Source organism: Streptomyces sp. NBC_00670 (assembly GCF_036226765.1).
Classification (GTDB): domain Bacteria; phylum Actinomycetota; class Actinomycetes; order Streptomycetales; family Streptomycetaceae; genus Streptomyces.
This window is the reverse complement of sequence record NZ_CP109017.1, coordinates 6984470-7008412: the sequence shown is the minus strand read 5'-3', so window position 1 is coordinate 7008412 and position 23943 is coordinate 6984470. Positions and strand designations below refer to the sequence as shown.

The following is a 23943-nucleotide window of genomic DNA, read 5'->3' as shown; positions in this document are numbered from 1 at the left end:
CACCACAGTTCATCCACTCATGAACGGAGACGGCCTTGATCACAGAGGCTAACGCCGTACCCCCGGGGGACGACACGAGCGAGCGGGCCCTCATCGTCCGCGCGCAGCAGGGCGACACCCAGGCATTCGCCGCCCTCTACAGGCACTACCACCCGTTCGTCCTCAGCTACGTCCTGCAGCGTGTGGGCCGGGACCGCCAGCTCGCCGAGGACCTCACCGCGGACGTCTTCCTCCGCGCACTGAGCAAGATCAGCTTGTTCAGCTGGACCGGGAAGCCGCTGCGGACGTGGCTGTGCACCATCGCCCGCCACCGCATCGCCGACCACTACAAGGTGTGCTCCACGTCCCGCACCACAGCGGTCGCGGAGATCACCGACGTCGCCGACACCGCCGACATCTCCGCGCTGGCCGCCGAGGACAGCGTGATGGCCACCCTGACCGAGCAGGCACTGCGCGTGGCCGTCGCGCAGCTGTGCGAGAACCAGCGCCTGGTCCTCGTCTGCCGTTTCTTCCTCGGCATGTCGCTGAAGGAGACCGCGGAGTTCGCCGGGACCACCGTGGGCGGCGTCAAGGCGCGCACCTTGCGCGCCATGACGATCCTGCGCCACCAGTTCGCGGAAGCGGGGGAGGCGGCATGACGATCACGCCTGACTCCATCCCCACGGCCGAGAGCGACATCGAGCACCAGCTCACCGAGCGCCTGCGTCTGCTGGCGGCCGGGTTCGTCGCCGACCTGGAGCAGCAGGGGCGCCTCGTCGGCCCCGGCGACGCCGGCGTCCTCGAGCGGCTCCGCGCCCAGGTCGAGACCCGCCGTGATCTGCCCGCCGCATACCGGGCCACGGTCGAGACGATCACCGGCGAGTGCGGGTACCCGAGCGAGGTCGCGGTACGGGTCGCGACGGCCCTGCACCGCAACGGCCTGATCCGCGCCGACGCCGCGCCCGTGCCCATCGAGGCGGAGCGCGTCGAGACCGCCGCCGAGCGGGAACCCGTGAAGGAGGAGGCGCCTGCTGAGGTTCCGGCGCCGCCGGTGCGGGTCCTGCGGGGCGCCGTCGTGGTCCCCGTCCGCCATGCTGCCCGCGCCGAGGCCGTGGAGCCCGCCCCGACGCCGCCGATGGGCATCGAGCAGGTGACCGGACGGGTGCCCAGTCCGCGCCCGGCCGCCGCCCGGCTGTCGGCGGACGCCGAACCGTCGCCGGGTGCGCAGCCGGTGCCCCCACGAACGTCCATGGTGTGCAGGCAGCTGCGTGACACGAGCCGCGACCGGCTCGAGCTGCGCTCCCTCACCTGGGACAGCGAGCACGTCGCCATCGTCATCCGCGCCGCGTGCCTGGACGACTGGGAGCACTGGCTGTCCGTGATCGGCGGGGCCGGTGCCGTCGCGACGCGCACCGTGCGGGACACCCAGGTGGCCACCGGCCACGTCGACGGTGTGCAGGCCCGCCTCACCGCCTACGAGGTGCCCCGGCTGCTGCAGGAGGCGCAGGCGGCCGCGACCGCCCCGCACTACCTGTGGGGCCGGATCTACGACCTCGGCCGGGGCCAGATCGACCGCACCGGCCGCGTGTGGGTCCACCTCGGCCAGTACCAGGACAACAGCGGCATGCCGATGCTCGTCGCCCGTGGCAGCGAGGGCCCGCTGTATCCCCTCAACGCCGTCGTCATGACCTACGGCCCGCTGCGCCCGATCGCCCTGCCCTCGAACACCCCGGCCCAGGCCGCGACCGGGGGGCAGGCGTGAACATCGTCCGCGACCTCTACCTCGGCTGGGCCGGTTTCGCCCACGAGCCGGGCTGCACCCAGCCCGGCTGGGAACCCCAGCTGAAGATCGACCGGGGGCGGCGTGGCCGCCTCCTGGTCGGCGACGAGCCCCACGCCTGCCCCGCCCCCGACTGCGGACACGACGCGGCCTTCCGCCGGTTCACGGTGCGGCTGGTGTGCACCGGGTGCGGCGTGGTCCACACGGTCAGCGGCGAGGACGTCGGCGTCGGCCGCACCACCACCACGCTCCTCGGCTACGGCCAGCAGCCCCTGGAGACCGAGGGCGTGTGGCTGTGGCCCGGCGAGCAGACCCTCCCCGGGCACGACGACGAGCCCCGCGACTGGCTGGTCACCCGCACCCCGCTGCGCCCCACCGAGGCGGAGGACGTCGCCGGGACGATCAGCCGCCACCGCACCGCCGGCGGACACCCGCGCTGGCAGGCCAGCGCCGTCGCCGACCCCACCGGCCCCCACGGCGACGACCAGCTCCGCTGGGCCCGCCGCACCAGCGACCTGCGCACCATCCCCGCCGCTGCCGCATGGATCGCCGCCCAGTACCAGCCCCAGACCGTCGAGGTGACCGTATGACCCTCATCGACCAGGCCCTGCACCACTACCGCGAGCACGGGCTGACCCACGAGGCCATGCAGGCCGAGGAGTTCGCCCAGTCCCGCACCGAGTTCCTCGAGTACGTCGGCAAACTCGCGGACGTCACCCTCGCACCCGCCGACGCCGCCGGACTGGAGTGGGAGTACAGCGGCCCCGAGGGCCTGCCGGAGTCCATCGAGCAGGCCACCGCGCACCTCGCGCCCGACCGCCCCGAGTACCTGCGCTACCGGTACGACGTCAGCGAGCTGGACGGCGCGCTCGAGCTGGTACAGCCCTGCACCGCCTGCGGGCAGGCCCGGATCAGCCCGGTGGCCAGCCTCGTCGACCTCGGACGCCTCCTGGCCGCCCCGCCCGTGCAGGACGACGCGGTGCTCGAGAGCGGTGACGCCCGATGACACGACGACGCCACTGGTCCGTCCGCACCATCGCGGAAACCCTGACCGCCCTCGTGCCGGGCGCCGTGCAGGCCGCCACCACCGTCACCGTGACCCACACGACCCGCAGGGTCGGCGCTCCGCCCTTGGAGGACACGTGGACCGGCAGCCCGGTCGGTGTCGCCGAGCGGATCGCGAAGGCACTGTACGGGCGCGGTGACGAGCTGCCCCCGCAGAGCCCGCTGCAGACGGCCGAGGACGCCAAACGGGCCCGGGACCTTGGCGGTGAGCTGAGCGCGCTCAGGTCGGGGCACCACACGCTGACCTCGGCCTCCTGGTACCCGGCCCGCCCCGGCGACCTGGTCCACATCCACTACGAGGGCCGCACCGGCCGCGCCGCGTACGGCGAGACGTACATCGTCGGCCCGGCGGAGCACGGGATGCTGAGCATGCAGCTCCTCGCCCACACCCTGCCGGAGGCCTCCGGCGACGGGGCCGAGGTGACCGGCGCCTGGTACGCCACCGAGGAAAGCGCCGACCCGCTCGCCGAGGTGTGGATGGAGGCCGGCCCACACCGGCTGACGATCGTCCGCGACGGCCGCCCCGTCCACATCGGCGGTGGCCAGTGACGACCGCCCTGGAGACGTACCTGGGCTGGGAGGACCTCAAGCACCTCGCCGGGTGCGAGCGGCCCGCCTGGTCGGTCGACGTTCGGACCGACCGCGATGAGCTCCGCAAGAGGTACAGCGGCGAGCCGCACACCTGCCCGAACGAGGAGTGCGGTCACGGCAACCGGTACGAGCGCACCACGGTGCGGATCGTCTGCCGCTCCTGCCAGGCCGCCATCCTCGTCCGCGGTGAGGACGTATCGGTGGGCGAGGGCATGACGGCCAACACCACCTGGGGCTACGGACAGAAGCCCCGCGCCATGGCCGGGCTGCTGCTGTGGCCGGGCGAGCCCTGGCTGAGCTTCGGCCGCCTCAGCAGCGACGAGCCGTACGACTACGTCGTCACCCGTACCGGTGTGAAGCAGGTGACCGAGGCCGACGTCGTCGGCATCATCACGCAGCGCCGAGGCAAGCGCGGCGGCACCATGTGGGAGGCCGGGGCCCTGCCCGCCCCCGGCAAGTACGCCCGCCTGAACTGGACGCGTGCCAGCGGGGACAAGCCCCTGCGTACGGTCGCGGCGGCCGCCAAGTGGATCGCCGCCCAGCTCGAGGCTGAGGGCGGTGGCAGCTGATGGCCGTCTCGAAGGCGTCGAAGGACTGGAACGGCGGCGGATTCACCGGCCGCCGCCGCACCACGGCGATCCCGGCCGCGCAGGGCGCGGTCGTCGAGGAGTGCGCGGTGGATGCCTGCGGTAAGCCCGCCGGGCGGGCGCCGGTGCCCGGGATGGTCCGGGTGCGCGGCGGCCGTGACGGTGCGCCGGCGCACTGGTACTGCCCGGGCCGCTGCGCGGCGATTGCCCGGGCCCGCGCCGACCTCCGGCAGGCGGGTGCCCGGACGGAAGAGGAGGGCTCGTGATCTGGGCATGGGTGGTCCTTGGCCTGCTCTGGACCGGCGCAGTAGCCGTGCTCATCGCCTGCTCCGTCTCGCGTCTGAACCCCTACACCGAGGTGGTCGACGACGAGCGCGACCTGGGTGCGGCGCTCGCCCGTCACCCCGCCGGCCGGGCCCGTCGCCCGCTGCCTGCCCCCGGCTTCGGCCGGGGGCAGGCCCCCCACCCTCGTCCGTTCGTGCCACGGCAGTCCCGTGGCGAGCACCGGAGGTGAGCATGGCCGAAGTGTTCGGTCCGGCGGACGTCCGCCCGCTGGTGAAAGCGGACCTGACGGACAGTCAGATTGCTGTCCGGCTGGGCATGAGGCGTCGGACTGTCACCACGATCCGCGAGGCGCTGGAGCTGGCGCAGCCGCGGGAGCGGGGTGAGACGCTCGGCCGGCGGTTCGCCCGGCAGACCGTGTCCGTGCCCGGTGGGCATCTGCTGTGGCGGGGCCCTCGGACGCAGGACCTGACGCCGGTGCTCTCTCACCGGGGGAAGAACCTGACCGCCCGCCGTGTGGCGTACAGCCTCGAGCGGGGTCACCTGGCTGTCGGGCTGGTGCTGTCGACGTGTGTGTACCGGTGGTGCGTGGCCGGGGGGCATCTGGCTGACGGCCTGGACCGCTGCAGCACCGTCGATATTGCTGCTCAACTGGACGCTGCGGCGGCCTCCTTGGGGGCGAACTGAATGCCGGGCAGCGACAGCCCGCTCGGGCGCGGGTGGGTGATGGACGCGGCCTGCACCTCCAGTGACCCGGACCTCTTCTTCACGAAGGGCGCCGAGGAGACGGAGGCGAAGCGGGTCTGCAACGTGCTGTGCACGGTGCGGGAGCAGTGCCTCGAGGACATCCTGCGCTACGAGGACCGGGTCGGGGACCGGTGGGGTGTCGCCGGTGGCCTGGACCGGCGGGAGCGGACCGCGCTCGTCCACCAGCGCCGCCTGCTCGTCCACCAGCGCCGCCTGGAGGCCGCGACCGACGAGCCCGCGCACGAGGTGCCCGAATGAGCGGCCTCGGGCGTGGCGGCGGGCGGCCGGAGTGCGGGCACTGGATCGGCGCGGAGGACCGGTACTGCCGCGCCGCTGAGGGCGTGCGGCCGTATCAGCAGGGGCTGCGGTGTCCGCTGCATACCCCGGCGGCGCTGGCCGGGCGGCCGGAGTCGCCGCCCGGGCCCGGGCTCCCGGCCGGCGCCTGGTCGACGCCCTCCCCGCAGGCCGCGTCCTCGCTCGCCGACGAGCGGGCGGTCGCCTCCGGCAAGCGCCGCTCCAGCCCGGCCGTCTACCGGGCGGCGCAGGCCGCCGAGCGGGACCGCCACCGCTAGCGCCCGCTGCCCGTCGTCTTCACCTGTTCTGTCCCTTCGGAGATCGGAGCCACCCCCGTGACCGCATCCGCATCCGCACCCCGGGAATCCCTGACGTGAGCGAGGAGAAGCCGACCCAGGCGATTCGTACCGCGTGGCTGAACCTGACGCGTGACGAGGCCAAGCGCATCGGCCGGATCGACGTGTCGAGAATCGTGCACATCGGCTGGGTCATCGCGGTCTACGCGGACTCCGACGGCACGAACTCGACTCCGGCGGCGCCGACGATCGCCCGGGTCGCCGGGTGCAGCGAGGAGACCGTCACCCGCGCGGTGCGGGTCCTCATGGCCGTCGGGCTCCTGCGCCGCAGGCGCCGGCCGAACACGTCCTCCGCGTACCAGCTGATCGTGCCGCTGGGCGGGCGTCTGGACTGGGACGCGCACATGCACCTGTACACGGACACGCGGCAGGCGCGGCGGAAGGCGGCGATCAAGGAGAAGGAGATCAAGGAGATGCTCGCCGCTGTCGAGGAGGAGCGGGTGCCCGTGGAGGGGAACCCGGTGCGGAACGGGTTCCGGACCCCGACGCGGAACGGGGACCAGGAGGGCCGGAACCCGTTCCCTGCCGGGGTTCCGGAACCCGTTCCCGCCGGGGGTTCCGGAAAGGCCGGAACCCGTTCCGGAACGGGTGCGGAACCCGACGCGGAACGGGTTCCGGAACCCGTTCCCGCCGGGGGGGAACAAAGTAGTTCCCCCCTGCGGGGGGACAAACGCCTCGACAAAGATCCAACGGGCGCCGGTGAGCAACCACAGGACGCGCGCGCGAACGCCCCCGGCGACGGCAGCGGCACGCTGCCGCAGCCCGCGCTCCACGTCGTCCCGGCCCCGCGCGGCACCCGCTCCCGCAGCACGCCTCCGGTGCAGGGGGCGAGTCAGCCGCCGCTGCTCCTGGCGGTGCCCGGCCTGGACCTCGAGACGATCCGCGCCACCGCCACCCCGGAGGACATCCGCTGGGTCCTGCAGCACCAGGGCCGCGTGAGGGCGCTCGAGCTGTTCGGCATCGCGCTCGTCGGGCCGGAGCTCGCCGCTCTCGACGCCGCCCCGGGCGGCCACCCCGGGCAGCCCGCACCCGCCGAACGGGATCGGCCGGAGGTCGCCGCCGCCTGCCCGCAGTGCAAAGCCCGCCCCGGCGCGGCCTGCGACGTCCGTCCCGGCGCCCGTGACGACGTCCACCCCGTCCGCGCCATGGCCTGGTCCGTCACCCGTACCGCATGCCCGGACTGCGGCGCACCGGCCGGCTCCCCGTGCCTGCGCGGCGACGGCCGCCCCTGGCGCGACGCCCACCCCCGGCGCATCGACGCCGCCCGCGCCGCCCACGACCACGCCCACCAGCCCCCGACCACCAGCACCGGAACCTGACGACGGTGATGACCCATGACCTCACGTGCCTACCGCAGACAGCCCGAGCTCGAGCACGCATGCGCCTGGTGCCACGCCCAGGCCGACGAGCCCTGCACCACCCTCCGCAGACCGCGACCCACCTCCCATCCGGGCCGTGTCGAGGTGTGGGTGGTCGCCTCCACCGACTGCCCCGCCTGCCACGCCCCCGCCGGGACTCCGTGCGCGATCCCGGACTCCGTGGGCCGGATGGTGCCGGGTGCCGACCCCGACCGGGTCCAGGCCGCCCACACCGCCCACGCCGAGGCTCTCGAGGCCGCCTCCCGCGACATCCCGGGAGGCCGGCCGTGAACGGATACGGCCGCTGCCCCCGCTGCCGCCAGCGGGTGCTGTGGACACGGACCCAGCCCGGCTCGACCACCCCGGGCGGCCGCACCCTGGCCGTCAGCCCGGACCCGGACCCCGCGGGGAACACCGCGGTGCACCGCGACGGCACCGGCGCCTACCTCTCCCGCACGGTCACCGCCGAACGCCCGCGGTGGGGCCTGGAACGCCTCCACATGCCCCATCCGGCCGCCTGCGCCGCCGGCCGCCAGGAGCAGCTGCCCCTCGCCCTCCCGGCGGGAGTCATCCGGCTCGACGACCGGCGCCGCAACCGCCGCACCCCACCACGCTGAAAGGGAGCCCGCACATGTTCGGGTTGACCACCACCAGACACCTCCGCGCCGTCGAGGCCCGCTGGCAGCAGCGCTACAACGACGCCTGCACCACGGCCGAACTCGACCGCCGCCGCCTCGAGCGGGCCGCCGCCCGCACGACCGACAACCTCCGGCACCGGCTCACCCGCGTCATCACCGCCCTCGCGACAGCCCGCCGCGACCTGGCCAGCAGCGACGGCGCTCTCCGGCGCCTCGCCGAGCAGCTCGTCGACGAACGGGGACGCGCGTGAACCACCAGTTCCACGAGGTGGATCGGCTCGCCGTCCGCACCCGGGCAGACATCGCCGCGCACATCCGCGTCGGCCGGTGGGACGACGAGATCACCCACATGCTGGGCGTCGCGCCGCAGGACGTCGCCGCGGTCCGCCGGCAGACCGGGATTCGCCCCCGCACCGCCAGGAAGGACCGCGTCCTGTGCAGCCTGGAGGAGGCGCTGTGGGGGCAGGTGCGGCACCTGGCCGACGGGCACGCCCAGTGGCTCGGCGATCTCGACTCCTACCGCCAGCCGATCTTCCTGCACGACGGCCGGTATCACCTCGCCCGGCGCCTCTCCTACACCCTCGGCCACGGCCGCGAGCCCGCCGGCCGCGTCGTCGACGGCTGCGAGCACCCCGCCTGCATCGCCCACGACCACCTCCTGGACGAGTCGGAACGCGTCTGCCTCGGCGCCGTCCTCCACACCCTCTTCGGCCCCACGACCGCAGCGCCGACGGCCGTCGGTCTCGCGGTCCCGCCGCCGATGGCAGGGGGACCTGCGGCATGACCGCCCGCTGCCGCGACTGCGACACGCCACTGCGCCGGCCGAGCCCGGACGGCCTGGGCGCGGGCTGCCGACGCAAACGGCGCCGGCGCCTGCGCGGCAGCACACAGCGATCCCGCAGGCGCCGCCCCATCCCCATCAGCCCCCACCAACTCGCCATCCCCGAGGAGTACCTCCCGATGCCCGCATACCGACCGGAGGCGCCATGACCGCCGACACCCCGGTCGCGCACGGCTACACCATGCGGGACCTGCAGCGCATGGCCCGGTACGTGCTGCGAACCGACCGCTGGCACACAGCGGCCGACATCGAGGAGCGGTACGACGCGGTGTGGTTCGGGATCACCGAGTACCTGCTCAGCGCCGACCAGCCACCCACCCGGCAGGAACTGTTCACCGCAGGCCGCCGCGCGAACGACGCCCGCGTCAGCGCCGAGATGCGCACCCACGGGCGTTCCACCCACGTCTACGGCGCACCAATGCCGCGGTTCCACGCCTACTGGACGGTCACCAACCCCCAGTCGCCCGAACCAGGTGTCGTGGAGCGCCTGGCCGTCGCCCAGATCTGGCCGCGACTGACGCCGCGCCAGCAGGACGCGCTCACCATGCTCGCCACCGTCGGCGACTACCGCGAGGCGGCCGTACGCCTCGGTGTGACACCGAGCACGTTCCGCGTGCTGATCTTCCAAGCGCGCCGCCGGTTCCTGCGGTGGTGGCACGAGGGAGAAACGGCATCGCGTCCGTGGGGCGTCGACCGCCGATTCGGCAACCGGTCCGCCACCGTCCCCTCGGCAAGCAGGCGGCGGCCGGCCACGCAAGCCGTACGACGCCGCACCGGCGGCCGCCCCGTGCCCGAGCTCGTGCACGGCCGCGCCTCCACCTACACCAACCACGCCTGCCGGTGCCCGCCGTGCACGCAGGCGGCCACCGACGACACACGGGAACGCGACCGGGCCAACGGGGCGGTACCGCGCCGCCGGATCACCGTCTCCCAACTCGCCGACATCCGCACCCGCCGAGCCGACGGCACGACGATCACCGCGATCGCCGCCGACTTCGCGGTCTCCGACTCCTACATCTCCCGACTGCTGTCCGGCAAGCGGCTCCCCGTCCCGGACCAGGAGCCCGTATGAAGACAACCCACCTGCAGGCCCTTGCCGACGAGGCGCCCGGCGCGGACGGACACCGGCAGATCCTCCGCCTGGCCGTCAACGCGGCCGCCCGCGCCCGCAACATGGCCGCCCCCTGGCCGATCACGCTGCCCCGCGACGCCGCCGACCGTGCGACGAAAATCCTCAACGACGCCGGCGACCTGGCCACATGGGGAGCGGTGGAGCTCGGCACGCTCCGCGAGGAACTCCTCGCAGGTGCGGACCGCAGCGCGGCCGGCGCCTGGTACACCCCGGCCGAGATCGCCCACCCGCTCACGCAGGCCGCCCTGAGCGAGATCACGGATCTCGCGCTCGACGACGACCCCCGCGACGTCCTGGCCGTCACCGTCCTGGACCCGGCATGCGGTGGCGGCGTGTTCCTCGTCGCCGCAGCCCGGGTGCTCGCCACGGCGTACGCCGGACTGCTCTACGGAACACAGGAACCGGCGCCGCTCACGGTCCGGACGGTCATGGCAGACGTCATGGCCTGCTGCGTGCACGGCATCGACACCGACCCCGTCGCCGTCGACGTCGCCCGCAGCGCCTGCTGGCTGGAGACCAGCGGCATGGTGCCGATCACCTGGCTCGACCGGAACATCATTGTCGGCGACGCCCTCACCGGCACCCGGCCTCCCGCTCTCACCGACCGCACCGGCCCACTGGCCGTCGTGGGCAACCCGCCCTACCGCGCCCAGGCTGCGGGCGCCGCGCCGTGGCTCGAGGCGCGCCGGCCTCGGCCCGGGCAGGAACGGGCTGCCGACGAACTGTGGCGGCCGTCGATGGACGAGTTCCGGACTCCGGGCCAGGGACGACGCGAGTACGTCCTGGCCAACCTCTACCTGTACTTCTGGCGGTGGGCGGTCTGGGCCGCCTTCGAGGCCAGGATGGGCCCGGCCGCGATCGCCTACGTCACCCCTAACGCGTGGCTGAAGGGGAGCGCGTTCGAGGGCATGCGGGCTGCTCTGCGCGCGGCAGCGGACCGCGGCTTCATCGTCGACCTGACGCCGGAAGGCAAGGCACCTCCGGGCCGCACCCGCATCTTCCCCTGCGTCACCCTCCCCGTCTGCGCGGCTGTCTTCTCCCGACGCGCAGGCCCGGCCCCGCAGACCGCCGCGACCGTCCGCTACGCCGACGTCCACGGCACACGAGACGAGAAATTTCACCAGTTCAGACAGCTACTGACACCGCGCCAAGCGCCCACCCACCCTTCTCCGAGGAGTACTCCCTGATGACCACCATCGCCGAGTGGAACGCCCGCTACCCGGTCGGGACCCCCGTCGTCGCCTACCCCGGCGCCCGCCCCGAGGACGACCCCGACTGCGAGCGCCTCGTGACCCGCACCCGCAGCAAGGCGCAGGGTCTGGGAGGGCACTCCGACGTCGTCTGGGTCGACGGACACCCCGCCTGCATCGCGCTCGCCCACGTCGACGTGATCCCCGAGAGCGAGTACCGGGCGGCCCACCCGATCACCGACGTGCCGACCGCAGTCCGCGAGCTGGGCGCCCTGCCGATGCCGGTCGGCCCGGACCCGCAGGCCCCGGGCGAGGAACCCCGGCTCTCGCCGAACCCTCACAGTCCCTACGCCAGCGCCAGCCCGGACTACCGGCACATCCTCCCCGTGCCGGCCGTCTTCCCCCGCCCGGAGCCCGGTGTCCTCGCCCCGACCGCCTGCGACCTGATGGCCGTCGTCCCCAACGACCTCATCGAGACCCGCCCCGGTGCCCCGCTGCCCGTCGGCGTCTGCCCGGACTGTGCGGCGGTGATGCAGGGCGGCGCCCCGCCGGAACGCCCGAGCTCGCTGTGCGGGGAGTGCGGCTCGGCAACGTGGCACGGCGACCTGTGCGCGCTGTGCCGCCAGGACAAGCACGAGCAGTGGTGGCCCACCCGCAACGACCAGCCCACCGCCTGAGTCAACCGAAAGGCCACGACCATGACCGAGCAACCCACACCCGCCCAGACCCTGCCCGCGCTCGCCGTCGCATGCGACACCTGCGGCGCCCAACCCGGCAGCCTGTGCACCTCACACAGCGGCACCCGCGTGCGTCGCCACGACGTGCACCGCACCCGGAGCCTGGCCCTACAGCACGCTGAAGCCAAGGCCGCCGCCGCGCCCGAGGACGCCAGCCTTCCGTCCGCGCGGCTGTGCACCGACCCCCGCCACACGGGCCCGATCCGCGAGCAGTTCGGCTGCAACGGGCCCGACCCCGCCGCCACGTTCGCCGAGCAGCGCGCCGAGGCTGAGGAGGCTGGTGAGACCGGCGACCGGGCCGTCGTGCGCGCCGCCGCACTCCGGGAAGCCGCCGACCAGTACGCCCAACTCACGGACCAGAACGAGGCCTACGACCGGGCGAACGGCGAGCTGAATGAAGACGCCCGCATTCGGCACGAAACGGTCCGCGACGTGGTGGCCGGGCTGCGACGGCTGGCTGACGAACAGCCCACCCCGGACGCCCTCGCTCGCGTGCGCACCGTGCTGGAGACCGAAGCCGTCGCCGGGCGCACCGCCCTGGAGTACCGAGGGCTGATCCTCTCCGCGCTGATGGCCGACGAACAGCCCACCACCCCGACCGAAGACCCGGCGCGCATCGACCGCCTGCGCCCCGAGTTCTTCGAGCACGCCAGCATCGAAGCGATCGACAGCCAGATCAGGCGGGCGCAGACGCAGCAGCGCGCGTGGGGGGACCGGGAATGGACGCTGGGCATCCTGCGGCAGGCCCGGGTAGTGCAGCAGGCGAACCCCGACGGGCCCGCTGGTCCGGCCGCGCGCGCGAAGGAGGCGCAGCTCCAGACCTGCGAATGCGGCGGGACCCTTCCGCACCCCGAGTGCCCGGTACACACGCCCGCGAAGGAGACGCAGCCGGCCGGCGCCTGGACCGTGAAGGTCTCCACCCGCCGCTACGCCGAGAAGTTGCGCCTCACGCCGGGACAGGCGGCGGCGGACGGACACACCGGTTGGCAGTGCGACGCGGGCGCCTCTCTCCTCGTAGCAGCCAGCACTCCGGGCCCGGGAGCGCTGGGCACCCATCACGGCACGATCTACGCCTGCGCCGCCCACCGGGACGCGGCCGTGGAACGCATCACGAGCGCCGGGTACGAGGCGGACCCGCAGCCCGCCCCGCCGGGTCACCGCTGGGACCCGTGGCCGTGCGGGCACGTCACGGCTCACGGCACGGAATCGCTGGCGGCTCTCACCGCCGGGACGCCGTCGGCTGCGGACGGGGAGCTCGAGGCATGACGGACCCCATCACCGCGTTCATGCTTGTCGTCCTGCTCGCCTGCGTGTACGTCGGCGTGCTCGCCGGCGTCGTCCTGGCGGTCGTGGCCGGGACGTGCCTGCTGCTGTACATCGCGCTCCGCGCTCTCCTGCGCCGCCGCCGGGGCGCCTCGAGCCGGGACGCCGGGGACGAGCCAGCGGGGAGCGCCGGTGAGCACTGACCGCACGCGGAACGTTGGCGTGGTCCGCGCGTTCAGCAACGTGAGCATCGTCCTCGGCGCTGCCGGCCTGGTCGCCGGTGCCGCCGACCAGGCCGGCCTGTTCCTCGGGTTCGCCGGCACCGCGTGCGCCAGCGGACTGATAGCCCAGTGGTGGGCCTACCGCACCGTGCTCCGCACCGCGCCCACGCCCGACACCGCACCCCACGGCGACTAGGACCAGCCGACACCCGGTCACCCGACCGCCTTCAACCCTCGTCAACCACGGAGATTCACTGATGCCCCAGCCCTTCACCGAACGTGTCATTACCGTCACGCGCCGCGAGTACGCGGTCCCGGTCGACCCCGCGTACGGCGCGCTCCACGCGGCCGTCGGCAAGGCCTGGCGGGCGGCCGAGCGTGCCTACCGGGAGACGGCCGGCATGCCCGAGAACGGTGCCCTGGCCGACAACGCGATCGCGTTCTGGCCGGGTGAGACCGAGATCGTCATCAGCTACGAGACCGACCGGCCCGCCACCGTGGCCGTGGAGGACGCCGCCCGGGTCCTGGCCGCCCACGACCGTCTCCTCGGCCGCCAGAGCGCTCCGTACGCCCAGCTGCCCGCCGCCGAGCAGCAGCAGTACCTCGCCTCGGCCCGCAGCGTCCTCGCCTCCCTCACCACCGACCCCGCGCCCGCCCCCGTGGACGCGCAGCCCTGACCCGTCCCTCGCGGGTGCCCGGCCCGCCCTCAACACGGGGGCGAGCCGGGGCCGGCCCGGAAACCACCAACTGCCAAGAAGGGGGCCCGCTTTCGTGAGGACACCACCGAGGAATCCCACCCCTCGCAGCGGCGAGCTGCGCTGCCAGGCCAGCACCCCGCCGAGCCTCTCCTGCGAGGAACAGGCCGCCTGGCACATCGCGTGGCTGCTCGCGCCGCGCGGCCACTTCTCGCTGGTATGCGACAGCCACATGGACCAGGTCACCGACGTCTACGACTTCGTCGACCGGCACCCCGCAACGATCATGTGCGACATGCCGGGCACCGCCTGGTTCACCGGCAGCGGACCGAGCCACTGCGCCATCGCACCGACCGCCCCTTCCCCCACCCCCGCACCGGAGTAGCCCATGTCCGTCAGCCCACTCGAGGAGCTCCGCGCCGCTGTCGCTGTCCTGCGCGACACCACTGGCGCCGCCAGAGGCCGCCTCGACAGCAACAACCAGGAACTCCTGGCCCTGGTCGCCGTCCTGCTCCGCATCCGTGAACCCGTCGCCACGTGGCTCGAGGCCGAGATCGCCCGCCTGGAAACCCCCACGGCCCCGGGCTGGCACGAGGTCGTCGGCCGACGCGCTCTCGCCGTGGCGCGCGCAGTCCTCACCACCAAGCCCCAGGAGCGCCCGGGGCCCGCCGAGCCCGGCCCGGTCATCGACAACGCCCGCGCGGCCCTCGCCCAGGCGATGGGAGTGACGTACCCGTGAACCCCGTGTTCTCCCCGGCACAGGTCCGGGTCATCGCCGGGCTCGCCCGCGGTCTCAACAGCCGCCGGATCGGGCTCATCCTCGAGGTCAGCTCCCGGTGCGTTCGCCAGTACGCCGCCCGCGCCGCCCGACGTCTCCCGGCCACAGCGCACCCGTACCCCGCGCTCGTCCACCAGGCATACCTCCTCGGCCACTTCGACGAGCAGGAGTTCCCCGACCTCGCGGTCACGGCCAGCCGATCTCTGCAGATGCCCAGGGAACTCGTCCGCGCGCTGGAGTGCCTCGCCGCCGGCATGTCTCACGACCAGGCCGCGCACCACCTCGGCATCGGCCAGGCCGAGTCCGTCGACTACCGGCTCCGTGCGATGCGTCTCCTCGGCGCCGCCAGCCCAGCCCATGCCGTCGCCCTGGCCTGGCAGCACCGACTCCTCACCCCCCACAGCCCCAGGTGACCCCGTTGACCCCCTTCGAAGAGATCAGCCGCGCGGCCGAGGCACTGCGCGCGGTACGCCCCGTCGGCGCCACCCTGACTGCGGCACCGGCCGTCGCAGCGCTTCTCCGCGCCCGCGAGCCCCTCGCCACGCTGCTGGACGCCGTCATCGCCAGCAACCAGGAGGCCGCGCCGGCGCACGAGGAGTGCAACAGCTGGTGCAGCCCCGAGATCTGCGACCTGTCCGCCGCCCTCGAGGTCGCCCGCGCACTCAACCACCCCCGGGAGCGACCGTGAGATGGCACGACCGGGCCTTGTGCTGCCTCTACATCCTGACCAGCCTCTGGCTCACCTGGACCACCGTCCTCGAAGCCCTCAACGGCCCCCTGTGGGCTGCCCTCGCCTACGGGGCGAGTTCCCTGGTCCCGCTCGCCGCGATCGTCGAGCAGGGCGAACTCGTCGACCTGCGCCAGGCAGCACGCTGGTACGCCGCCCGCGCACGCCACCACCGGGACACGGCGCTCCTCCACGACGCCCTCTGCCACCCCCGCCCGGGAAGGCGTGGTGCGCGGTGAGCGGGCAGGACCAGGTCGTCGTCTACCGCTGGCGGTGCCCGTACTGCACGGACGGTGACATGGGTGAGACACAGGGCCGGTGTCTGCACTGCAACGGCGTCGGCCTCACCAACGACGTCGGTGGCTGGGACGAGGCGGAGCTCACCCCTGCCCCGGTCCCGCCCGGCGTCATGCGCCGCGCCTGCGGCGACTGCGCGTTCCGGGCCGGCTCACCGGAGCTCGAGGCCAACGGCGCCCAACTCCCCGTCGACGCGCCGTTCTGGTGCCACCACGGCATGACCAAGGGCTACGGCGGCAGCTACGAGCCGCTGGGCACCTTCCAGCCCGCCGGCGCGAGCAAGTCCTACCCGCTCGGCGAGCTCATCTGCGCCGGCTGGTGGGCTCTGAAAACCGGCCGCCTCGCCCTGACCGAGGACTACCGCGAACCGAAAGGCCACTCATGAGCGTGTGGGCCACCATCCTCGTCCTGGACGGCGAGCACACCCAGACCTGCACCATCTGGCGCGACCTCACCCCCACCCTCCGCGTCCACGACCCCAACCAGCCCTGCAACTGCGGCCAGCCCACCCTCCCCTACCTCTACCGCGGCTCCCACATCGTCCCCGCTCCCACTGACCCGCGCGGCGGCGACGTCCAACTCGCCCTCGTCCCCTCCCACATCACCCGCGACGCCCGCGACGACGGCCCCTGCGACGACCGCCCCTGGCCCTGGCTCCGCCTCTCCACCAGCAACCCGGACACGATCCTCAACGTCCCCCAGGCCGCCTCTCTCCGGGCGGCCCTGACCGACTGGCTCACCACCCAGCAACTCCGCGACCGCGCGTTCGCGGAGCGGCGTGACGCGTTCGCCGCACGCATCTACGAATACTGGAACCCGGGCTGCCGCTGGACCGACGCGCACCCGGACGACCGGACCGCCTACCGCGCGGACGCCTACATCGCCATGTGCGCCGCCGACGACCTCGCCGGCCACCCCACCGCCCCACCCACCCGCCCGGACGTCTACGAGGAAGTCGCCGACAGACTCGCCCTCTACGCCGAAACCCAGAAGGACAACGCCCCGGTCGCCGAACGCCTGGCGGACACAGTCCGCAGCTGGGCCACGCTCCTCCCCGCAGCGACCCAAGCGACCGACCCGGCCGAACTCACCGGTGACGAGGCCCGTGCCCTCGTCGACGAGCTCGGCCTCGACCTCTACCGCGCCCAGGACGCACTGGAGTATGTCGGAGAGTGCTGTGACATCGCCGACCGGGAGCAGCGTCCGGTCACGACCGGCGACGTGCGGGAGTGGCTGAAGGGCGCCCGCTGCGCCCGGCAACTCGCCGCAGACACCGCCAAGCAGAACCGCGCCCTCCTCCCCTCAGCAGCGCGGCTTCTCGAGCAGTTCGCGGAGGCAACGCGCGCCCATCACCTCAGCGCCGACCGCGCCGAGGCGGACGCCGACGGCAACGCGCCCTGCGTCTGCGGGACCTGGCGCGAGCCCGGACCACTGGGCAGCGACGGTGAGGACTGGGACAGCCACATGGCGGCCACCGTCCTGAACGTGCTGCAGGAACGCCTCGAGCTCGGCGACGAGCACGCGTGGTGCAAGAGCTGCAGGCGCATGTGGGAGGGGCCCGAACACTGCTGCGAGAGCGACGCCGAGGCCATCGTCCACCTGCTCCGCAACGTCATCACCGAGATGGAAACCGACCCCGCAGCCCGCCGGTGGGCAGCCCGCCTCCGCGAGGCCCTCGCCCACCAGGAACGCCCGGCCGGACACGTCTACCTCTCCACCGGCTGCCTCCACGGCGACACGATCCTGCCCGACGGCCGCACCGGCCACGAATACTGCGCCAGCCCGACCGGCAACGCCGGCACCAAGGCCCCCGCGTGCTGCAAGGTCTGCGCCGCGCTGTGCCTCTGCCCGTGCCACAAGCAGAAAAAGCTCCAGGAGCAGACATGACCCGCATTTTCTACGACACCGAGTTCCTTGAGGACGGCCGCACCATCGACCTGATCAGCATCGGCATGGTCACCGAGGACGGCCGCGAGCTGTACGCCGTCAACGAGGAGATCAGCGCGGACCCACTCAACGGCCGGATCTGCAACCACCAGTGGCTGATGGAGAACGTCGTCCCCCACCTCCCCCTGCACACCACGGGCGGGAGGAAGGGACACGGCCGGCTGTCGGACACCGGGGCCTACCGGGGCTTCTTCAACCTCGACATGACGAGCAACGTCGTCATGCCCCGACGGATGATCCGCAACGCCGTCCGCGACTTCATCGCGGCCGCCGGGCCGGACGTGGAGCTGTGGGCCTGGTACGGCGCCTACGACCACGTCGCCCTCGCGCAGCTCTTCGGCCGGATGATCAGCCTGCCCGACGGCATCCCGATGTGGACCAACGACCTGCGCCAGGAATGCCAGCGACTGGGCAACCCGCGCATGCCGGAACAGCCGGACGGCGAACACAACGCCCTCGCCGACGCCCGCCACAACCTCACCCGGGCCCGCTTCCTCGACGACCTCGCCCACCAAGGGCTAGCACTGTGAGCCACCGCACCGACGCACTCCTCGACGCCTACGCCGACCGCGGCAAGGCCATCGACCACGCCCTGCGCCTGGTCGACGACGTCCTCAACGCACCCGTCGTCGACCACCGCCGCCAACAGCCCCTGCGCGACTTCGCCCACGAGATCCGCACCGCCCTCCAGCCCAAGGACCCCTCATGACCGAACAACCACACATCAGCGCCGATCCCGACCGCGCCTGCCCGCACGAGAACTTCGACGCCTACGTCGCGGTCAACCGGCTCACCGTCTCCGACGACGACCCCACCGTCCGCGGCTACTCCGCAGACATCCGCGTCAACTGCCGCGACTGCGACGAGCCGTTCCGCTGGACCGGCCTCCCCGCCGGCCTCTCACCCGCCCACCCCACGTGCAACATCGACGAGACAGTCATGTCCGCCCCACTCCGCCCGGCATCCGCCGACCCCGACTTCGGACTCGGCCTCCCCGGATACGCCGTCCGCGCCATCCCCACAGACGGGTCAGCCGCCGCGACGCTCGAGCGGGCACGCCAGGCCCTCGCCGACCTCAAGGCCGCTGGCGGGCCACCACTCGGGACCAGCGTCGCCCGTTGGTTGGACAAGCAGCTCATCCCCCTCGACGCCGCGCTCAACGACCCCACCGAGAAGAACGGCTGACCATGCTCGAGTCACCCCGAGTACACGACCTCCTCGTCACCCGCGTCGCGATCCGGGTCGGCATCCCCCCGATCAAGGCCCACCTCGCGGTGCGACGCGTAGCACTCGGACTGACCCCTGACCAGTACACGCCCCTCGTCCTCGAGGAGGCGCGACTCGCCGCCCAGGAAGCCGCCCAGCGCACGGGACAGCTCATCACCGACATCCGGCGAGTCCTCATGCCCCAGATGCGAGCGCTGAGCCGGACCGCGCGGCACGCCGCGGAAGCACTCGATCAACTCGGGCTCGTGAACCAGGAAGGAATGCCGGTCCGCCGCCAGGACCGACCCGCGTGGCAGTCCCCGTACGGACCGCCCAAGCGCCGCTAACCGACCCCACCCCGGAGGAAACGAATGTCCATGCCCACTCAGCCCGCCGAGGACCAGGTGCGCGACGAACTGCTCGCCGCGATCCGCTACCACATCACCGGAGCCAAGACGCAGACTCCCCGGGAGGGCGCAGCCGCGCTCAGGGACCTCGCCGCGGCGTACGCCTTCCTCACCGCGCGCCCGGAGACGAGCACCGACCACAGCCCCGTTCCCACGCCTGTCGGAGGCTCCAGTGCCTGAGCTGCGCCGCCCTCTCGCGGTAGACGACGTCGTCCACGGCTTCGCCTACGGCGCCTTCGGTCGCGACCACTACCACTGCGTCATCATCGAAGCCGTCGGCCCCGATTGGGTCGTCGCCCGCTCTCCGGACGAGGACTGGGCCGACCCCAGCTTCACCTCTGGCCGACGCAGCCTCGAACTATGCATGCAGGCCCGCGACGAGCCGTGTCCCCGGGACACCCCATGCCCGATCGAAGCTGCAGACATGGCGCAGCGCCTCACCGTGGCGCCCGGCGGCCCCGGCAGAAGAGCGCACCGGTGAGTCGCTGCGAGTTCACCGATCTCGAGGAGGCCATGTGCGCGCACTGCCGCCCACCGGCCGCCGCGCCGCTCGAGACGCCCCATGACCGGCCGTGGTTCACCGCTCTCTACGCAGGTGGCTGCGCCGTCTGCGGCGAACCCTTTCCTGCCGGCATCCGGATCCGCCTCCACATACCGGCGGGATGGCGCGCCGAATGCTGCACAACGACATGACCAACACCGCAGGGCTCCCTGTGGCTCATGACACGGCTGGTCTGGTCCTGAGGCCCAGACCAGCCTCCGCTGTCCCAGCATTCTGGGGCACACCGCCCACCCGAAAAGAGGAGCAACCCACCCATGCCTGCAACCACCCCGGCCGTCCGCTTCGCTGTCCTGTACGCAGTCCTGACCGCAGCTCACGAGGTCGGCGACTACTGGGCGCAGCGGGACATCGACGCCGTCGACAAGGGCAAGCCCGGTCGCGAGGGCGTCGCCGCCTGCCTCCGCCACGTCGCCGGATACACCACCACCCAAGCCCTCGCGATCGCCGCGGCGAACGGCGCCTTCGGTCTTCGAATGTCCTGGCGCCGCGCAGCAGCAGGGCTCGCGCTGTCCGCCGCCACCCACTACGTCGCCGACCGCTGCGCCAGTCACTGGCGTGAGGAGGGCGACGATGCCCCGCTCCTTGTCCGCTTCGCCCACAGCACCGGACACTCCGGATGGCTCACCCGCGATCTGCAGGCCGGCCCTCTTCTGGACCAGGCATGGCACAAAGGCTGGATCGCCCTCGCCGCCGCAGTGGCCGCCGCAGCACCGGCCCCCCGCTGACCGAGCACGTCCGGCTGACGAGCACGCACCGGCCACTGACGAGGCGCAGCGCTGCGGCCGCCACACCAGTGACGCGGAGATGCACGCCAACCCGCCCGAACACATCGAGCGTGTCACCGTACATTTTGTCGAGCCCCGAGGGTCGAAAGCTGGCGCTCCATCAGTCGCCTAGCTGTATCGGTGACACCCGGCGACGCAAAGGCGCAGGTCAAGGCTTGGTGCCACAAAGGAGCTACCCGACAAGTCCGCTCTTCGGTGTAGCGTGCGGACAGCAGATCGTGTTCGTTCTGGGGGCGAACCATCGGTCCGCGAAGGGAAGAGAAATGCTCCCGGCGGTTGCGTAGTCCGCCGAGAGCAGGACCAGAGGAGACGACCCTCCCGTGGTGGAACACAACCGTAGCGTGCCCAGGCGCGCTCCCAGCAGCGGACGCCCCCGGTGACCCGCAAGCGGCTGAGCCTCTCCGAGGCCGGCTCGCTCCCCAAGCTCAACGTGTACGTTGACGAGACCGGCGACCGCGGCTTCAGCACCTCCAGCTCGCCGTTCTTCGCCATGTGCGCCCTCATGGTCCCCGCCGAGGACCACTGGAGCGTCAAGGTCGCTGCCGGCGGCCTGCGGGCCCTCATCCACTCCAGCCGACCCGAGAGCACGACTCCGCTCCACTGGGTCGACCACTTCAAGCGCAAGCGCCCGGAGCGCCGCGTCGCCGCAGCCAGGACCCTCGCCAGCATGCCCTCCGCGAAGGTCATCCACGTCATCGTCCCGAAAGACGAAGTACGCGCGTGGGACGGAATGCAGGACGGCGTCCGCTTCTACAACTACACCACCCGTTACCTCCTCGAGCGCGTGGCTCATGCCGCTGCGCGATGGGAGGGCGGCCCGCGCCTGGCCGTCGTCAGGCTCGGCGCTGTAAGAGGGATGGACCACGCGGAGACGGCCAACTATCTCGACTGGGTCCGTCAGGGACACGTCCAGACCTGGGGCGTGCCATGGGAGCACATCAAGTGGCCTCCCACGTGGACCGGAACGGACTGGGACGGCGTGCAGCTGGCCGACATCCATGCCGGCCTCCTCAACTGCGCGCTCACAGGCCCGGCGAACGATGAGGACTGCGCGGAGAACCTGCTGCTGTGCAAGCACCAGCTGTACAGGTCGCCGTCTGGCATGCTGCTCGGTTACGGCGTGAAGGTGATGGGTGGTACGTCGTTCGTGACCACGCGCTGCTGGTGGAAGAAGTGGGCCATTCCGTAACGCAACGGAGCCTCTTGGAGGGCTCCGGGGGCCACTGCCACCATGCGGTGGAGGATCCAGTTGCCTGGTTCCGACCTGATCCCGGCAGCCCACCAAGAGGCTCCGTCTCTGCTTTGTACCCTACCCTGCGGAATTCTTGATCGCCCATTGCAAGTCAATCACGAATGGTGATTTCACTCTCTCCCCGAATGGTTTCGGCCGCCCGCAGCGCCCCCGCCACTGACAGGCTAGCCAGGGCTGGCTGCGCCGTTCGGACTACACAGATGGTTCCCAGATGTCCGGGCCGCCGCCCCGCCAGTCGATCAGGGCGGACCGGACGACGTCCATCTCGTCCCAGTTCTGCAGCCCGGCTTCCTGGAGGAACGCGGCGACGTCGCGGACGCTGTACGCCAGTCCGAGAATCGTCCCGTCGACCCGGACGCGCCGGCCGCCGCCTTCGCCGGGCGGGTACACGATCACGGGCGTCGCGGACGTCATACCTTCCAGCGTGGAGCGGCCCGCGCGCGACCGCATGCCGGGCTAGCCCGCACAGGCGGCATGACGAGACCACCGCCCACCCGACGCGCCGAGTGCCCGCCCCCTGAGACATAGGGGGCGGGCACTCCGTGACCGGCTACTTGTAGAAGACCGCTACGCCGCCGTGGTGGGAGCAGGCGCCCTGGTGGTGGGCGGCGTACGAGTAGGTGCCGTCGTTGCACTTGGCGGTCGCCCCGCCTCCGGCGACGCTCCCGCCCCCGGACGAGCTGGAGCCGCCCGAGGAGCTGGTGCTCCCGCCGGACGATCCGCCGCTGGAACTTCCCCCGCTCGACGAACCGCCCGAGCCTGACGCGGCGCGCGCGGTGACGGTCACGGTCGCCTTCACCGTGACCTTCTTCGTCTTGGTGACGGTCGGGGCCGGCTCCGGCTTCGCGGTCTCCGTCGCGGTCGCCGTCACCGTGGTCGCGGGCCGGGCCTTGGCGTCGGCCGCGGCCTGGACGTTGGTGTCCTGGCCGCTGGCCCCGATTCCGACACCGACGAACAACGCCAGCCCCATGGCGGGCAGCACGAACCGTTTCCGTGCCCACTTCGGCGCCGGGCGGGTGGGCGGCTGCGGCTGGTATGGCTGTTGGGGCGGGTAATAGCTCAAAGGTCCCCCCTGAGGTCGTTGTGGGGGTTGAAGCTACAGGCGTTCACGACACCCACACATACGCAGTGATTGTTCTGTTACCTGCTGTTGCGATTAACCCCGCTCCTTGCGCAGCCGTCCTCCGTCCCTTGACCGGCCGGGGCCGGTCAGGCGGCGCTGTAGCGTTCCGGCTTCGGGGTGCGGGCGAGGAGAACGTCGGCGGCGTCCCTCACGGTCGCGGTGCCGTCGACGACCGCGGCGACAACCTCGGTGATCGGCATCTCCACCCCGTGCGCCCGGGCCAGCCCGAGCACCGCGCGGCAGGACTTCACGCCTTCCGCGGTCTGCCTGGTCGCCGCGGTAGCTTCCTCGACGCTGAGGCCTCGGCCGAGGTGCTCGCCGAACGTCCGGTTCCGCGACAGCGGTGAGGAGCAGGTCGCGATGAGGTCGCCGGCCCCGGCGAGCCCGGAGAACGTCAACGGGTCCGCGCCCATCGCCGCCCCGAGCCGGGCTGTCTCCGCAAGGCCGCGGGTGATGAGGAGGGCGCGCGCGTTGTCGCCCAGGCCGAGCCCGCCGGCGAGCCCGACCGCGAGCGCGATCACGTTCTTCACCGCCCCGCCGAGCTCACACCCCACCACGTCGGTCGCTGTGTAGGGGCGGAAGTACGGGGTGTGCGACGCCTCTTGCAGGTAGCGGGCCGAGTTCTCGTCGGGGCAGGCGATGACGGAGGCGGCGGGGTGCCCGGCGGCGATCTCCCTGGCCAGGTTCGGCCCCGACAGCACCGCCACCCGCTCCTCCGGCACCCCGGTGACGTGCTGGATGACCTGACTCATCCGCAGCCCGCTGTCCGTCTCGATGCCCTTCATCAGGCTGACGAGGACCGCGTCCGGCTCAATCAGCGGCGCCCAGCCGGCCAGATTGGACCGCAGAGACTGCGCCGGGATCGACAGCACCACATACTCGGCCCCCGCCAGCGCCTCACCGACGTCGCTCGTCGCGCGCAGCAGCCCGGGCAGGACGATCCCCGGCAGATAGTCCGGGTTGACGTGCTCGCGGTTGATCGCGGCGGCGAGTTCGGGCCGGCGCGCGTGCACCGTCACGCGGTTGCCCGCGTCCGCGAACACCTTGGCCATGGTCGTACCCCACGATCCCGCGGAGAGCACCGCAACCCGCACCATCCACCT

Annotated in this window: 41 protein-coding genes; 38 read left to right on the top strand and 3 right to left on the bottom strand. The window is 72.6% G+C overall.

Translation table 11 applies throughout. The features are described from left to right. The first annotated feature begins 35 nt into the window (after positions 1-35). From OIE12_RS30875 to OIE12_RS30690, 38 genes are all read left to right on the top strand, one after another. Complete coding sequence (locus OIE12_RS30875; protein WP_329141062.1) at positions 36-638, top strand: RNA polymerase sigma factor; 603 nt, start codon at positions 36-38, stop codon at positions 636-638. After that, positions 635-1741, top strand: coding sequence for a BN159_2729 family protein (locus OIE12_RS30870; protein WP_329141060.1), 1107 nt, complete (start codon positions 635-637; stop codon positions 1739-1741). Before OIE12_RS30875 ends, OIE12_RS30870 begins: the two co-directional genes overlap by 4 nt. Continuing rightward, positions 1738-2349, top strand: coding sequence for a hypothetical protein (locus tag OIE12_RS30865; protein WP_329141059.1), 612 nt, complete (start codon positions 1738-1740; stop codon positions 2347-2349). The genes OIE12_RS30870 and OIE12_RS30865 overlap by 4 nt, the downstream gene beginning before the upstream one ends. Further along, positions 2346-2765, top strand: coding sequence for a hypothetical protein (locus tag OIE12_RS30860; protein ID WP_329141057.1), 420 nt, complete (start codon positions 2346-2348; stop codon positions 2763-2765). The genes OIE12_RS30865 and OIE12_RS30860 overlap by 4 nt, the downstream gene beginning before the upstream one ends. Next, complete coding sequence (locus tag OIE12_RS30855) at positions 2762-3373, top strand: hypothetical protein (protein WP_329141055.1); 612 nt, start codon at positions 2762-2764, stop codon at positions 3371-3373. The genes OIE12_RS30860 and OIE12_RS30855 overlap by 4 nt, the downstream gene beginning before the upstream one ends. Continuing rightward, complete coding sequence (locus OIE12_RS30850; RefSeq protein WP_329141053.1) at positions 3370-3984, top strand: hypothetical protein; 615 nt, start codon at positions 3370-3372, stop codon at positions 3982-3984. Before OIE12_RS30855 ends, OIE12_RS30850 begins: the two co-directional genes overlap by 4 nt. Beyond that, positions 3984-4268, top strand: a complete 285-nt coding sequence (locus OIE12_RS30845; protein WP_329141051.1) for a hypothetical protein — start codon at positions 3984-3986, stop codon at positions 4266-4268. The genes OIE12_RS30850 and OIE12_RS30845 overlap by 1 nt, the downstream gene beginning before the upstream one ends. After that, the gene (locus tag OIE12_RS30840) at positions 4265-4516 is read left to right on the top strand and encodes a hypothetical protein (RefSeq protein WP_329141049.1); all 252 of its coding nucleotides are present in this window, start codon (positions 4265-4267) and stop codon (positions 4514-4516) included. The genes OIE12_RS30845 and OIE12_RS30840 overlap by 4 nt, the downstream gene beginning before the upstream one ends. Before the next feature lie 2 nt (positions 4517-4518). Next, positions 4519-4971 carry a hypothetical protein gene (locus OIE12_RS30835; protein WP_329141047.1) on the top strand — a complete coding sequence of 151 codons (453 nt, stop codon included), beginning with the start codon at positions 4519-4521 and terminating at the stop codon, positions 4969-4971. Beyond that, positions 4972-5289: a WhiB family transcriptional regulator gene (locus tag OIE12_RS30830; RefSeq protein WP_329141044.1), complete on the top strand. Its 318-nt coding sequence runs from the start codon at positions 4972-4974 to the stop codon at positions 5287-5289. After that, positions 5286-5603 carry a hypothetical protein gene (locus tag OIE12_RS30825; RefSeq protein ID WP_329141042.1) on the top strand — a complete coding sequence of 106 codons (318 nt, stop codon included), beginning with the start codon at positions 5286-5288 and terminating at the stop codon, positions 5601-5603. The genes OIE12_RS30830 and OIE12_RS30825 overlap by 4 nt, the downstream gene beginning before the upstream one ends. Positions 5604-5698: 95 nt before the next feature. Then, on the top strand, positions 5699-7000 hold the full coding sequence (locus tag OIE12_RS30820) for a zinc finger domain-containing protein (protein ID WP_329141040.1): 1302 nt from the start codon (positions 5699-5701) through the stop codon (positions 6998-7000). Positions 7001-7015: 15 nt separating this feature from the next. Beyond that, entirely contained in the window at positions 7016-7330 is a 315-nt protein-coding gene (locus OIE12_RS30815; RefSeq protein WP_329141039.1) for a zinc finger domain-containing protein, read from the top strand. Continuing rightward, positions 7327-7656, top strand: a complete 330-nt coding sequence (locus OIE12_RS30810) for a hypothetical protein (RefSeq protein WP_329141037.1) — start codon at positions 7327-7329, stop codon at positions 7654-7656. The genes OIE12_RS30815 and OIE12_RS30810 overlap by 4 nt, the downstream gene beginning before the upstream one ends. A 14-nt stretch (positions 7657-7670) precedes the next feature. Next, positions 7671-7928: a hypothetical protein gene (locus OIE12_RS30805; protein ID WP_329141035.1), complete on the top strand. Its 258-nt coding sequence runs from the start codon at positions 7671-7673 to the stop codon at positions 7926-7928. Beyond that, positions 7925-8461, top strand: coding sequence for a hypothetical protein (locus OIE12_RS30800; protein ID WP_329141033.1), 537 nt, complete (start codon positions 7925-7927; stop codon positions 8459-8461). Before OIE12_RS30805 ends, OIE12_RS30800 begins: the two co-directional genes overlap by 4 nt. A gap of 202 nt (positions 8462-8663) precedes the next feature. Then, on the top strand, positions 8664-9590 hold the full coding sequence (locus OIE12_RS30795) for a hypothetical protein (protein WP_329141031.1): 927 nt from the start codon (positions 8664-8666) through the stop codon (positions 9588-9590). Next, positions 9587-10837, top strand: a complete 1251-nt coding sequence (locus OIE12_RS30790; RefSeq protein WP_329141029.1) for an N-6 DNA methylase — start codon at positions 9587-9589, stop codon at positions 10835-10837. The genes OIE12_RS30795 and OIE12_RS30790 overlap by 4 nt, the downstream gene beginning before the upstream one ends. Then, positions 10837-11517, top strand: coding sequence for a hypothetical protein (locus OIE12_RS30785; protein ID WP_329141028.1), 681 nt, complete (start codon positions 10837-10839; stop codon positions 11515-11517). The genes OIE12_RS30790 and OIE12_RS30785 overlap by 1 nt, the downstream gene beginning before the upstream one ends. 21 nt (positions 11518-11538) lie before the next feature. Beyond that, a complete protein-coding gene (locus OIE12_RS30780) occupies positions 11539-12843 on the top strand; it encodes a zinc finger domain-containing protein (RefSeq protein WP_329141026.1) in 1305 nt (434 codons plus the stop codon). Next, positions 12840-13043 carry a hypothetical protein gene (locus OIE12_RS30775; protein WP_329141024.1) on the top strand — a complete coding sequence of 68 codons (204 nt, stop codon included), beginning with the start codon at positions 12840-12842 and terminating at the stop codon, positions 13041-13043. The genes OIE12_RS30780 and OIE12_RS30775 overlap by 4 nt, the downstream gene beginning before the upstream one ends. Next, entirely contained in the window at positions 13033-13257 is a 225-nt protein-coding gene (locus OIE12_RS30770) for a hypothetical protein (RefSeq protein ID WP_329141022.1), read from the top strand. The genes OIE12_RS30775 and OIE12_RS30770 overlap by 11 nt, the downstream gene beginning before the upstream one ends. A gap of 61 nt (positions 13258-13318) precedes the next feature. Beyond that, positions 13319-13738 (top strand): hypothetical protein, encoded by a 420-nt coding sequence (locus tag OIE12_RS30765; protein ID WP_329141019.1) that lies wholly within the window; start codon positions 13319-13321, stop codon positions 13736-13738. 94 nt (positions 13739-13832) lie between these two features. After that, entirely contained in the window at positions 13833-14141 is a 309-nt protein-coding gene (locus tag OIE12_RS30760; protein ID WP_329141017.1) for a hypothetical protein, read from the top strand. A gap of 3 nt (positions 14142-14144) precedes the next feature. Next, positions 14145-14495 carry a hypothetical protein gene (locus tag OIE12_RS30755; protein ID WP_329141015.1) on the top strand — a complete coding sequence of 117 codons (351 nt, stop codon included), beginning with the start codon at positions 14145-14147 and terminating at the stop codon, positions 14493-14495. Next, on the top strand, positions 14492-14947 hold the full coding sequence (locus OIE12_RS30750) for a hypothetical protein (RefSeq protein ID WP_329141013.1): 456 nt from the start codon (positions 14492-14494) through the stop codon (positions 14945-14947). Before OIE12_RS30755 ends, OIE12_RS30750 begins: the two co-directional genes overlap by 4 nt. Positions 14948-14952: 5 nt before the next feature. After that, on the top strand, positions 14953-15222 hold the full coding sequence (locus OIE12_RS30745; RefSeq protein WP_329141011.1) for a hypothetical protein: 270 nt from the start codon (positions 14953-14955) through the stop codon (positions 15220-15222). Then, the gene (locus OIE12_RS30740; RefSeq protein ID WP_329141009.1) at positions 15219-15500 is read left to right on the top strand and encodes a hypothetical protein; all 282 of its coding nucleotides are present in this window, start codon (positions 15219-15221) and stop codon (positions 15498-15500) included. Before OIE12_RS30745 ends, OIE12_RS30740 begins: the two co-directional genes overlap by 4 nt. Further along, positions 15497-15943, top strand: coding sequence for a hypothetical protein (locus tag OIE12_RS30735; protein WP_329141007.1), 447 nt, complete (start codon positions 15497-15499; stop codon positions 15941-15943). Before OIE12_RS30740 ends, OIE12_RS30735 begins: the two co-directional genes overlap by 4 nt. Next, complete coding sequence (locus OIE12_RS30730) at positions 15940-17445, top strand: hypothetical protein (RefSeq protein WP_329141006.1); 1506 nt, start codon at positions 15940-15942, stop codon at positions 17443-17445. Before OIE12_RS30735 ends, OIE12_RS30730 begins: the two co-directional genes overlap by 4 nt. After that, the gene (locus OIE12_RS30725; RefSeq protein ID WP_329141004.1) at positions 17442-18035 is read left to right on the top strand and encodes a 3'-5' exoribonuclease domain-containing protein; all 594 of its coding nucleotides are present in this window, start codon (positions 17442-17444) and stop codon (positions 18033-18035) included. The genes OIE12_RS30730 and OIE12_RS30725 overlap by 4 nt, the downstream gene beginning before the upstream one ends. Continuing rightward, positions 18032-18214: a hypothetical protein gene (locus OIE12_RS30720; RefSeq protein ID WP_329141002.1), complete on the top strand. Its 183-nt coding sequence runs from the start codon at positions 18032-18034 to the stop codon at positions 18212-18214. Before OIE12_RS30725 ends, OIE12_RS30720 begins: the two co-directional genes overlap by 4 nt. Next, positions 18211-18690: a hypothetical protein gene (locus OIE12_RS30715; protein ID WP_329140999.1), complete on the top strand. Its 480-nt coding sequence runs from the start codon at positions 18211-18213 to the stop codon at positions 18688-18690. The genes OIE12_RS30720 and OIE12_RS30715 overlap by 4 nt, the downstream gene beginning before the upstream one ends. A 2-nt stretch (positions 18691-18692) precedes the next feature. Next, the gene (locus OIE12_RS30710; RefSeq protein WP_329140997.1) at positions 18693-19058 is read left to right on the top strand and encodes a hypothetical protein; all 366 of its coding nucleotides are present in this window, start codon (positions 18693-18695) and stop codon (positions 19056-19058) included. A 30-nt stretch (positions 19059-19088) separates the two neighbouring features. Then, positions 19089-19298 carry a hypothetical protein gene (locus OIE12_RS30705; protein ID WP_329140996.1) on the top strand — a complete coding sequence of 70 codons (210 nt, stop codon included), beginning with the start codon at positions 19089-19091 and terminating at the stop codon, positions 19296-19298. After that, complete coding sequence (locus tag OIE12_RS30700) at positions 19291-19599, top strand: hypothetical protein (protein ID WP_329140994.1); 309 nt, start codon at positions 19291-19293, stop codon at positions 19597-19599. Before OIE12_RS30705 ends, OIE12_RS30700 begins: the two co-directional genes overlap by 8 nt. Before the next feature lie 335 nt (positions 19600-19934). Then, on the top strand, positions 19935-20405 hold the full coding sequence (locus OIE12_RS30695; protein ID WP_329140992.1) for a hypothetical protein: 471 nt from the start codon (positions 19935-19937) through the stop codon (positions 20403-20405). A 436-nt stretch (positions 20406-20841) separates the two neighbouring features. Further along, positions 20842-21654, top strand: coding sequence for a DUF3800 domain-containing protein (locus OIE12_RS30690; protein ID WP_329140990.1), 813 nt, complete (start codon positions 20842-20844; stop codon positions 21652-21654). A 255-nt stretch (positions 21655-21909) separates the two neighbouring features. Here OIE12_RS30690 and OIE12_RS30685 read toward each other — a convergent pair whose 3' ends face one another. The 3 genes from OIE12_RS30685 to OIE12_RS30675 all read right to left on the bottom strand — a co-directional run bounded on the left by OIE12_RS30685 (position 21910) and on the right by OIE12_RS30675 (position 23937). Beyond that, positions 21910-22131 carry a hypothetical protein gene (locus tag OIE12_RS30685; protein WP_329140988.1) on the bottom strand — a complete coding sequence of 74 codons (222 nt, stop codon included), beginning with the start codon at positions 22129-22131 and terminating at the stop codon, positions 21910-21912. Positions 22132-22267: 136 nt separating this feature from the next. Next, on the bottom strand, positions 22268-22699 hold the full coding sequence (locus OIE12_RS30680; protein ID WP_443053972.1) for a DUF3761 domain-containing protein: 432 nt from the start codon (positions 22697-22699) through the stop codon (positions 22268-22270). A gap of 227 nt (positions 22700-22926) precedes the next feature. Next, the gene (locus OIE12_RS30675) at positions 22927-23937 is read right to left on the bottom strand and encodes an NAD(P)H-dependent glycerol-3-phosphate dehydrogenase (RefSeq protein WP_329140984.1); all 1011 of its coding nucleotides are present in this window, start codon (positions 23935-23937) and stop codon (positions 22927-22929) included. Positions 23938-23943: the final 6 nt, after the last annotated feature.